5 protein-coding genes and 2 pseudogenes are annotated in these 10344 nt (G+C 41.1%); 2 read left to right on the top strand and 5 right to left on the bottom strand.

The features are described 5' to 3' along the window. Positions 1–974: YSIRK-type signal peptide-containing protein (locus HT729_RS10975; protein WP_240164446.1), on the bottom strand; the 974-nt coding region annotated here is incomplete at its 3' end. A gap of 238 nt (positions 975–1212) precedes the next feature. Continuing rightward, the gene (locus HT729_RS10970; protein WP_172926376.1) at positions 1213–2391 is read right to left on the bottom strand and encodes a hypothetical protein; all 1179 of its coding nucleotides are present in this window, start codon (positions 2389–2391) and stop codon (positions 1213–1215) included. 22 nt (positions 2392–2413) lie between these two features. Between HT729_RS10970 and HT729_RS10965 the strand changes: the two genes are divergently transcribed. Continuing rightward, the gene (locus HT729_RS10965; RefSeq protein WP_000692919.1) at positions 2414–2545 is read left to right on the top strand and encodes a hypothetical protein; all 132 of its coding nucleotides are present in this window, start codon (positions 2414–2416) and stop codon (positions 2543–2545) included. Positions 2546–2567: 22 nt separating this feature from the next. Here HT729_RS10965 and addA read toward each other — a convergent pair whose 3' ends face one another. The 3 genes and pseudogenes from addA to HT729_RS10950 all read right to left on the bottom strand — a co-directional run. Continuing rightward, complete coding sequence (addA, locus tag HT729_RS10960; RefSeq protein WP_172932018.1) at positions 2568–6218, bottom strand: helicase-exonuclease AddAB subunit AddA; 3651 nt, start codon at positions 6216–6218, stop codon at positions 2568–2570. Then, entirely contained in the window at positions 6215–9490 is a 3276-nt protein-coding gene (rexB, locus tag HT729_RS10955) for an ATP-dependent nuclease subunit B (RefSeq protein ID WP_172932017.1), read from the bottom strand. Before rexB ends, addA begins: the two co-directional genes overlap by 4 nt. 197 nt (positions 9491–9687) lie before the next feature. Beyond that, positions 9688–9843, bottom strand: a pseudogene (locus HT729_RS10950) (diacylglycerol kinase family lipid kinase); the annotation flags it as partial. 105 nt (positions 9844–9948) lie between these two features. On the opposite strand from HT729_RS10950, the pseudogene HT729_RS10945 reads away from it, so the two are divergent. Continuing rightward, a pseudogene (locus HT729_RS10945) lies at positions 9949–10309 on the top strand (tyrosine-type recombinase/integrase). Positions 10310–10344 lie beyond the last annotated feature (35 nt).

The raw sequence follows: 10344 nt of genomic DNA, 5'->3' as shown, positions 1-10344 counted from the left end.
TTTGATTCTTCTGCAGGTTGAACTGGATTTTCTGCTTCTTGATTTGAGGTTCCTTCTGTAGTGTCTTCATTTGGTTTTACTGGAACTTCTTCTACAGTTTTTTCTGGTTCTTGTTCTTTCGGCTTCTCGACTGGAGTTGCAGAAGGAACTTCTGAAGCGTCTGTGGATTCTTCTTTAGTCTCTCCTGAGTTTTCTCCTGGCTTAGGAGTTGCATCAGCTACAGTTCCAACTTGTCCATCCCTAAATTCTGGAACAGCCTCATACTGTCCGTTAATCACTTGTATTTTTGATGGACTCTCTATAAAATTCGGTGCAATCGTATAATCTACCTTTTGTTGATCTATTGGAGTGGCTACTGATTTCTCTTGATTACTTACCTTAGAATCAGAAGTCGTTTTTCCCTCTTTGATATATCCAATATATGTGTAACCTGAAATCTCTTTAGGAAGAGGTAATTTTTCTCCAGAGGTCAATTCATAGTCCGTATTGTAATTCAGTAAAAGATTATTTTCTAAAGCATGGGCTGATACTAGAATACCGTTTCCTATCCCTGCAACCAATACTAAATGCAATACCGTTTTATTCTTAACTTTTTTCTTGGAAACAGCAAAAACTAAAATCCCCAGAGCTGCTAAACTAGCACCAGCAACTAAGGCTTGCATCTCATTCTTGCTTCCAGTATTTGGCAATTCTCCCAGTTGATTTTGAGAATTTAACTTATAAACAAGATAATAAGTCTCATCATCATTCTCCACGTATGTCGGAATATCATATACAAGCTGCTTCTTTTCTTCTGATGATAGCTCTGACTCTGTCACATATTTGTAGTGAACACCTTTAGTCTCTTGAGCAGCCACAGATGAACTAGTTAATACAGACATAAAAAATAAACTCGAAATCGTTGCAGATACAAGTCCTACTGATAATTTTCTAAATGAAAAACGTTCTTGTTTTTCACCAAAATACTTTTCCATTATTCCTCCTTGAAATAAAATTTTAAAAATATGTAAGCCTAACTTTTTTATATTAGTGTACTATCTATAAAAAAGGGAACATACTTTAATTATACTCTTTATTTAGCAAAAAGTCTTAAAATTGAGTTGCGTTTTCATACTTTTTTTATATATAAAATACCAAGTAGTAGTTTTGCAATTCCCTATTATTTTTTGGATAAAATGTAACCTACCATGAAATTTCCACGGCAGGTGTTACTCATATCACTAATCGTTCTAAAAATGGTTTGAGGCAGTTGAGGAGAATTCCTTCTATCCAGCTTCCTTGTGCTGATGAGCGATGGTCTTCCTGCAGGCTTTTTTTTAGAAAATCTCGGACTTGTTCTGGTGCGATTTCAAATTCAAAGGCTTTCATTTTATAGAAAAAGTCGATGAGATGATCTGACAGGTATTCAGTTGAAAAGGGTACTTCACCACTTTTTCGATATTCTAATAAGAGCCTAGAAAATCGAGCTTTTTCTTCAGGAAGCTCACGAAAATAGGAATTGAGGAGCCAAGTCTGCTTCTGTTTTCTTTCAATTGGATCCTGACTGGCAATTCGTTGGTCTTTTTCCAGCTCTTTTTGGTATTGTTTGGCCTTGATAGCTCGTTCTGCTCTATTTTTACCAAAAAGAATTTTCTCCCACTTTCGTTCTTCTTGAGTCAGGGTCTCTGTAAAGCCAAAGTAATCTTGATAGGCACGCTCTGCTGGGCCCATAGCTAGAACCAGATTGTCTGCATATTGCTTGGCGATTTTATCCCTCTTTTTGCGCTCTTTCTCTGCTTGGATACGGAGTTCTTGTTCGTAATCAATTTTATCTTTTCCTAGTTTGACAAGGTAGAGTTGGTCATCTGGTTTTCCAAGTAAAAAGGGCTTGATACACTTTTCAAGGACTTCTTCCATCCGAGCTTTTTTCTTTGGCTCCGCCTTGGTCCAACTTCCTCCTTGAAAGACTTCTAGGAAAAGCTGGTAGTCTCTCTCAGGTGCAAATTGATTGCCACGATTGGGTTTGAAAACATCTTTTTCCCAGAGCCATTTTAAAAGTCGCTCGTCAAAGTCACTTTTATTGACCTTGATTTTCTCCTTTTTATGGGCTTTTCTGGTCAGATTTTCAACCTTTCTGAGCAGTTTTTCTTCCTCTTCCAGTTGCTGGTCAAGGGACAATCGATGAAAATGACGAACACAGTCGCTACCAATTGGAAAGAGGCGTTGACCTGTGACACCGTTAAAGAGTTCGTAGGCGTACTTGATGGCATTTCCACAGACACAATTGCTACGGCCAATACCGTTAAAAATCAAGGAAACTTCATTCCATTCCTTGGTAGCTTGTTCCCAAGTATCCGCTTTTGAAGCCTGTAAAACTGCATCATACAGGGATTTTCTAACTGGAAGTGTCATGAGGTCTCCTTTCTAATATTCAATGAAAATCAAAGAGCAAACTAGGAAGCTAGCCGCAGGCTGCTTAAAACACAGCTTTGAGGTTGTAGATAAGACTGACGAAGTCAGCTCAAAACACAGTTTTGAGGTTGCAGATGAAGCTGACGTGGTTTGAAGAGATTTTCGAAGAGTATAAATTATACTTTTACAACTTGAACCTCGTCTTTACCGAGTAAAATCAAGTATTTTTCAATATTTTCAATCGAATAGGCTCGTGATAAAGCCTCTTCGTATAGAGCTAACTGACCACGATAGCGGTCTACGAGTTGACTTGGTTCATCATAGCGGTCTGTCTTGTAGTCGAACAGAACGATTCTATCCTCATAAAGCAGATAGCCGTCCAAGATTCCACGGACAACAAAGTCTTCCTGACTCTTTTGGTCTCGTTTGAGCATGGAGAAAGGTTGCTCGCGATAAAGATGGTTGGTATTAGCGATAATTTCCTGACCGAGTGCTGTGTCAAAGAAAGCAAGAATTTTATCAAGATTGATCTTGTCTCTGACAGCTTGGCTAGTTTGAACTTGTTTGAGTGTTTCTGTTAGGCTAGCAAGCGTTGGTCTCTGGCTGAGATCCATTCTCTGCATGAGTTCGTGGGTAGCACTACCAATCTCAGCTCCTGTTATCTTTTCTTTGCTTGAAAAATCTGGTAAATCAAAACTAATTTTCTTGTCTACTGACTGGCCTTGACCTGCAATCTCGACACCTTCCATATCCATAACAGGTTCGTAGAATTTCTTGATTTGACTTGGAGTTTGAACACTAGGAAGTTCAATGGCTGCGCGGTGAAGAGTATTATAAATTTCCACTTCTTTCAGCATTTCAAGGGCTTCTTTGATGGTATCTGATTGACGATTGTCTGCTTGGGAGCTATCTTGGAGTGGACTCCTGGTTTCCAACTCTCCGATGGCTTCTCTAGTCAACTGATCTTTTCCAACAAAACGATAACTAAAGTTGAGATTGTCCTTAGTAAACACTTTACTGATAGCCCAAATCCAATCTTGGAAATTCTTGCCTTGAAGTCTAGTGTTGCTATTTAGTTTTCCATTTTTAGCTGCTGGGTATTCCTTGGCTTCCAGCTTTTCACGAGAACCCTTGCCGACAAGATAGAGTTTTTTCTCAGCCCTCGTCATGGCAACATAAAGGAGACGCATCTGCTCTGAATAGCTTGCTAGCTGTAATTCCTCTTCGTTCTGCCTATAGGTCAGGCTAGGAATGGAGAGTTTGATGGTTTTAGGATAGTGATCTTCCACTGCTCCAGTCTCCATTTTGGCAATATACTTGACACCTAGACCGTTTTTACGGCTGAGAATGACTTCTGACATAGAGTCTTGCTTGTTGAAATCTTGATCCATATTGAGAATAAAGACGTAAGGAAACTCTAGCCCTTTACTCTTGTGGATAGTCATGAGCTCCACTGCATCTTTTGGCGGTGCGACGGCCACGCTTGCAAGATCGTGCTGGGCTTCTAAAACTTGGTTAATCATACCAATAAAACGAGACAAGCCTTTGAAATTACTCTTTTCAAACTGGTCAGCTCGCAGAGCTAGGGCATAGAGATTGGCCTGTCTAGCAGGACCATTTGGCAAAGCTCCAACATAATCATAATAAAAACGGTCGTTGTAAATCCTCCAAATCAAGTCATAGAGAGAGTGGGTTTTGGCATACAGGCGCCAAGAAGCCAAGATATCCATGAATTGGTTTAGTTTCTCAGCTAGAGCTGAGTGAATCAAGACTTTTTGGCTACTTACCTGTTTTTGAGCATTGACCAGTTTCTCATAGAGATTTTCGTAGGCTTTATCCTCTGCTTTCTGAAGAGATAAACGTGCTAACTCGTCCTCATCAAAGCCAAACATAGGAGACTTCATAAGGGCAACCAAGGCATAGTCTTGAAGAGGATTGTGAATGACACGAAGGGTGTCTAGCATGACTTGCACTTCTAGAGATTGGAGATAATTGTTTTGCTCTCCATCAGTTTTGACAGGGATCCCATACTCAGACAGGGCGAGGAGAATCTGGTCATTACGACTGCGACTGGAGGTCAGAAGGGCAATTTCCTTAAAGGCAACACCTTGTTCCTGATGAAGTTTAAGGATTTCCTTGATAACTAAGCGCATTTCGCCTGTTAGTTTCGTTTCTGTTTGACTCTCTTCTTCCTCATTTGAGTCGTCCTTATCGTAGAGGAGCAATTCTGCTTTGTTTTCTGGATTAGGAGTCAGTTTGGTATTGGCAAAAACAAGCTGGTGCATGTTATCATAGTTGATTTCGCCGACCTCTTGGTCCATGAGACGTTCAAAGACATCATTGGTTGCTGACAGCACTTCTGAACTACTTCGGAAATTTTCCTTGAGGAGAATGAGCTTGCCTTCTTGGGGATTTTGCGCATAGCGTTGGAATTTCTCATTGAAAATCTGCGGATCTGCCTGACGGAAACGGTAGATAGATTGCTTGATATCCCCCACCATAAAGCGATTGTGGCCATTAGACAGCAATTCCAGCATTCGTTCTTGAATATGGTTGGTATCCTGATACTCATCGACCATGACTTCGTGGAAACGCTCCTGATAAGCTTCACGGACTTGCGGGAATTTCTCTAAAATCTCAATGGTGTAATGGCTGATATCAGCGAATTCAAAGGCATTTTCCTGACGTTTACGCTGACGATAAGCCTCCACAAAATCACCCATGAAGGCTTGGAAGGTTTTAGCTAGTTCCCATGTGTCTTGATGATAACGTTCTTGATAGTCGAGAATGGTTATCTGGTCTGACAGTTGTCCTAGTTTAGCAAAATGGGTCTTTCTCTCCTCGTTGTAGGCATCGGTCAGTGGCTTCAAATCAGCCTTACGACTGGCATTAGTCAGGGCCCGGCCGTTTTTCTCTTTCGAAATTGCGACAACACGCGCAAGTACTGCCTGATAAGCCTGACTATCGGACTCCTGATTTAGGGAGCCAATTTCATCCAGAATCAACTGAACATTTTCTAAATAGGCAGCTTTGGGAAACTCCTTGGCATCGTTATCCAGATGGTAACGGAAAAAGCTTTCCAAATTCCAAAGAGCTTGTTTGATTAGCTCAGTCAGTTTTTCTTTTTCACTGGTAAAATCAGCTTTTTCAAAACCTTTGAGGAAAGATTCACTCAGCCATTTTTTAGGATTACTGGTGGATTGGAGAAAGTCATAAATTTTATAGACTTGCTGGCGCAGCCCCCGTTCATCTTTTCCACGTCCAACAAAGTTTTTCAGCAAATGACTAAAGGTCTCTTTCTGCTTACCTTGGTAATGGGCTTCAAAGACCTCGTGGAAGACTTCGTTTTTTAGAAGGAGTTGCTCACTTTGGTTTTGTAAAATACGGAAATTAGGCGCAATATCAAGCAGATAGCCATGTTTACCAAGGAATTTTTGTGTAAAAGAGTCCATGGTAAACATGGCTGCGTTGGGTAGGTCTGCCAACTGGCGACCCAAGTGTTGTTTGAGGTCAACGTCATCGCTTTCTTGGATTTGTTGGCTGATTTTTTTCTCCAAGCGTTCTTTGAGTTCAGTCGCAGCCTTGACGGTAAAGGTTGAGATAAAGAGTTGAGAAATTTCGACACCACGCGCCAATTGGTCCAGAATACGCTCGGCCATGACAAAAGTCTTACCAGAACCAGCCGACGCTGAGACAAGGATATTTTGACCAGAAGTGTAGATAGCTTCGATTTGCTCGGCAGTTTTCTTTTGTTCCTTGCTCGAATTTGCTTCTGCTTCTTGCAGTTTTTGAATTTCCTCCTCAGTTAAAAAGGGAATAGGCTTCATCGATTCAACTCCTCTCTTATTTTTTCAAACCAAGCTTGCTTGAGTTTTTCTCCGACCAGACGCTTGCCATCAGCTAGGTCCAACTTTTCTAGGAAACGGGCTTGGCCCAAGTGGTAATTGGCTTCAAATCCTGTAATAGCCTGATGTTGCTGAACATATGGTGCAATACTTCTGCCATTTTCAGTATAAGGGTTAATGGCGAACTGACCGTCTAAAATCTTCTCAGCTGCTTTCTTGTAAAGATGGGCATTATAGTCCAGTAGGAGCTGGAATTCCTCATCCGTCAGCTGATTGGCCTTGTTTTTATTGTAAAATTCGCCCAAATGACTGCTTTCTTTTTCTAAAAAGAGGCCTTGGTATTTCATTGACTTGCTGGCTTCTACTACTGCACCTGCCAGACTTTTAACGGCCATGAGAGATTGGACAGGCTCAGCCATTTCCAGGTACATAGCGCCGAAAAAGTTCTGCTCCCCTTCTCTTTTTAGGGCAGCTAAATAGGTTGGCAGTTGGGAATTAAGACCATTAAAGAAATGAGGAAATTGGAACTGGGTCAGACTAGACTTGTAGTCTACTACTCCAATCGCTCCATCAGCTTTCAATCGGTCAATGCGGTCAACCTTACCTCGTACAAAGACACTCCGTCCATTGTCCAATTGAATAAAGGCCTGCTCTTTTCCATCAAAATTCGCTTCCTCTTTGATGGTTTCGATGGCTGGATTGTGTCGGAGAATATGTCCAGTCGTGCGAGCTATATCAAGTAGAACTTCCTTGGTAAACTGGGCTTCCAAACTTTCCTGATAAATTGCTTCAAATTCGCGTTCTTGACTGGTTTCTTGGATAGCTTGTTCTAAACGTTTGTCAAAGGAATCTTCGTCAGGCAACTGCAAGGCGCGTTCAAAAATGCGGTGCAAGAAATTCCCGTGACTACGGGCATCAGGACGCAGGCGTAATTCTTCTTGTAAGCCTAAAACGTAGCGAAGAAAATAACTGTATTGGTTCCGGTAAAACTCCGTCAAACCAGAGGTAGAGAGGTAAAATTCCTTGTCAGCTGGATAGAGAGCCTGCAAGGTATCCTTGGTCAACTGCTTACTGCTTGGACTGGTTGGGAGGGCTGGATTTTCCAGACCTTGCTGGTCTAGTTTTTTACTCATGACACGCGCCAGAACCTTAATAAATGTCAAATCTTGCTCCCTATCTCTCGTCTCGCCCTGCTGGTGATAAGCAACTAGACTAGACAAAAGACTGTGATATGACCCCATATCTTCCTTAGACAGCCTTTTGTGATTCATCCTCTTCTCTTTTCGACTAAATCCAAAATGGACCAGTTCTTGAAGATAGGCTGCCTCCTTACTTTCACTTTCATTAAAAAGGCTTGGAGCTGACAAGACCAACTGCTTACGAGCAGAATTGACCAAGGAAAGCATAGTGTAGCGATTTTTCTTGAGATTTTCACTGCTGGCAATCAGCAATTGTGCCCCTTCCTCTGTCGCTTGGTTTAGGTTTTGCCTTTCTTCATCTGTCAAAAGACTGGTATTTTGCGCGATTTTTGGTAAATTGTCCTGTGTTAGCCCAATGGCGTAGACAAAGTCAGCCGTTAAGGGCGCAATCAAATCGTAACTCTGCACCAGAACGGTGTCCACTGTCGCTGGAATGGTACGGTATTGAGATAGGTTCATTCCAGAATGGAGCAAGGCTAGGAAGTCCTCTAGACTAACCTGTGAACCAGCAAAAACGGTCGCAAATTGTTCTAAAACATGACAGAATGCCTTCCAAACCTCGGCTTGTCTTTCCTGTTCAAGAGCTTCCATAGTGGCTGTTAAGTCATGCAACTGCTTGGTCACCGCTCCCTCTTTTAGAAAAGAGTTCCACTTTTGCAAGAGATTTTCAGCCTTTTGTTTTCGGCTAGCAAAGAGGGTTTCAAGAGGTGTTAAAATACGCAGACGAAGAGTATTTAAACGCTCTAAATCAAATTTTCCATGGTGGGATTTGGTGAAGGCTTGCTGAAAGGCTGGCAAGCCATTGATACCAAGATAGCGGATATATTGCTCAAAAGCATCAATATCAGCCTGACTAAGGTCGGTATACAAACCTGTTCTAAGAAGGTTTATCAAATCCTCCTGACGAAAACGATAGCGTTTCAAAGCTAAAATAGACTCGACAAACTGTGTCAAGGGATGATGAGCCATGGATTCGCTTCTACCAAGATAAAAAGGAATCTGATACTGGTCAAAAATGGTTTTCAGCGATAACTGGTAAGAAGCTACATCCCCCAAGAGAATACGAAAATGCTTGTAGCTCAGGACTGAGTTCTCATGCAATTTCTGACGAATGCTACGGGCTACCAACTCCAACTCCTCCTTTTGTGTCAAGCAAGACCAGATTTGTAAGTTTTCACGGTCCTTCTGATCGACATCCAATGTTAATTCTGAAAAGTCATAAGAAGACTCCAGCAAACGAGAGGCTTTGTCAAAGCTATCCCTCTTCTCATGAGTCTGAGAACGGTCTTGAGCAGGAGTTTGGTATTTAGAGGCTAGATGATGGAGAAACTCCACACTGGCTTGGTAGAGATTGCCTTCAGCGAATGGACTGGTATAAGCTTTCTTACTAGCATAAACCCCAATAACAATCTCAACACCCTTGCCATGAAGTAAGTCCACAATCCGCTCTTCCTCAGCAGAAAAACGGGTAAATCCATCAATAACCAAGGCGATTTGAGTAAAATCACTACTAACTTTGTTATTCTCAATAGCCTCAATCAAATGGGACAACTGATTTCCTTGAGCCAACTGGCTTTGATTGAGATAGGCCGTTACCTTCTCAAAAATCAAGAGTAAGTCTGCTCGCTTGTCTTCATCCGTCAAACTCTCCAAGTCTAAAAAACTCATCTGAGCTTTGGTCATCTCGTGGTAAAATTCAATCAACTGCTGGATAAATTGAGGATCCTGCTTGATAGCTCCATAAACACGCAAGTCCTTGGGGTCAAGTTCTGCAAGGCATCTGTAAAAGACCATCCCAAGACCGATGTCATCTAGACTAGTCTTGGCAGGCAAGTCATTCAAGACTAGGTAACGAGCCATTTGAGCAAAGCGCGTGACGGTAATCGCAAAAGAAGCCTGCTGGGACAAGCATTCCAGCACGGCGCGTTCCTTTTCAAAAGAAAGAGAGTTGGGAGCGATGTAGAAGACTCGCTTGCCAGCAACAACTAGCTCCTCCGCCTCTCTGGTTAGAATTTCAGTCAAAGAAGTCCGAATATCAGTATAAAGTAATTTCATCTCTGCCTCGTTGGAATTTTTCATTACCCTATATTATACCATGATTAGTCTCGTAAATCTGTTAAAATATTTAGGCCATCCATTCTTTTCTTCATCATCTGCTAAATATTAAATACTTAGCTTTACTTGTATATAGAATAAATCTGCCTACTGAAAATCACATAATAAAAAAAGCCTCGGTAACAAGGCTTTGAGTTTTATGATTGTTTCTTAGGTACGGAATACACTTCAATGTGTTGTCCTAGTACCTTGATGTCGACTGGTAGATTATCTGATTTATCGCCATCGACATCCGACTCTAATTCGATATCAGAAGAAATTTTAATAGTAGGTGCTTTTATATATTCAATATTCTTGATAGAATGATTGAACTATAGTAAATTGAAACTAGAATAGTACACCGTGGATGCTAAAATATTTCTAGAAATTAATTTGATTTCCCTAATCAAGCTGTTCGTATATTATTTCAACCTACTATAAATCGTCTAAGAGAAACAACCGATAAGAATTGGCACAAAAGCGACCGTATTTTTGTTACCAATACAGGAAAACCAGTTCATAGTTCCGTCTTGAGCAAGTCTCTCCAGCGAGCAAACGAACGCCTTAAAAAAACCAATTCCCAAACATCTGTCTCCTCACATCTTCAGACACACCACTATTAGCATCTTAGCAGAAAATAAAATTCCTTTAAAAACAATCACGGACGGGGTTGGTCATTCCGACTCTGAAGTCACTACTTACATCTACACCCACGTCACAAAGAACATGAAAGATGAAGCAATCAATGTACTAGATAAAGTTATGAAAAAGATTTTTTAAAAAGTTTTGCCTCTCAAAATCGAGTAGGGGATAAT

The sequence above is a fragment of the Streptococcus sp. 79 genome (genome assembly GCF_013277425.1).
GTDB lineage: Bacteria > Bacillota > Bacilli > Lactobacillales > Streptococcaceae > Streptococcus > Streptococcus pseudopneumoniae.
The sequence above is the reverse complement of the archived record's forward strand: the minus strand, read 5'-3'. Positions and strand labels throughout refer to the sequence as shown.

Coding starts and splice junctions, on each gene's coding strand:
- HT729_RS10965 (WP_000692919.1), top strand. CDS start 2,414: ATGAAAATCAAAGAGCAAACTAGGAAGCTAGCCGCAGGCTGCTTAAAA.
- HT729_RS10970 (WP_172926376.1), bottom strand. CDS start 2,391: ATGACACTTCCAGTTAGAAAATCCCTGTATGATGCAGTTTTACAGGCT.
- rexB (WP_172932017.1), bottom strand. CDS start 9,490: ATGAAATTACTTTATACTGATATTCGGACTTCTTTGACTGAAATTCTA.
- addA (WP_172932018.1), bottom strand. CDS start 6,218: ATGAAGCCTATTCCCTTTTTAACTGAGGAGGAAATTCAAAAACTGCAA.